Here is a 689-nt window from a genome sequence, read left to right on the forward strand (position 1 = left end):
GCCCTCACTCCGGCCGGAGCGGCCCTGCTCCCGCACACCCGGGCCCTGCTCGAGCGTGCCGACGATCTGCGTAACCGCGCCGCCAGGATCGCGGGCTCGGAACCGGTCCGGCTCGGCTACGTCAACTGGCTGCCCTCGGACCTGACCGCCCGCGCCTCGTCCGTGGCGCGCCTGCACATCGACGCATGGGTCGCGCCCTCCCACGCCCAGGCCGCCCGCGTCGCGGACGGCGGCCTCGACCTCGCGGTGTGCTGGATCCGTACCGACGACCTGGAGAAGCTCGGACTCAGCGCCAGGCTGATCGGCGCGGAGCGGCTCTACGCCGTCTCGGCCGGGCGGGAGACCGGCGAGGTCCGCGCCCAGGACACCGACGTTCTGCTGGACGACGACACCACCACATGGTTGTCCTGGAACGACTACGCGGGGCGATTGGCCGAAGAGACCGGCGTCCCCGCGGTGCGCATCACGGACGGCGGCATCACCGGTCCCGTGTTCTTCGACCATGTGCGTCGGAGCAGGCGGCCCATCCTCAACTCGCCCAAGGGCCAGACCACTCCACTGCCGCCCGATCTGGCCGCACGCCCCGTGGCCGAGCCGAAGGTCTACTGGACCTGGTCACTCCTCTGGCGCCGGGACGAACTCCGCCCAGCCGTACTGAGCACCGTCGACGCCCTGACGGAAGGCGTCCG

General features: G+C 72.1%; 1 protein-coding gene. It reads left to right on the forward strand.

Annotated elements, in window-relative coordinates; all coding sequences use genetic code 11:
- A partial coding sequence (locus J5X86_RS50240) for a LysR family transcriptional regulator (protein ID WP_208523244.1) occupies positions 1 to 689 on the forward strand: 689 nt, incomplete at both ends.

The organism is Streptomyces sp. NEAU-YJ-81, assembly GCF_017592595.1.
GTDB lineage: Bacteria > Actinomycetota > Actinomycetes > Streptomycetales > Streptomycetaceae > Streptomyces > Streptomyces hygroscopicus_B.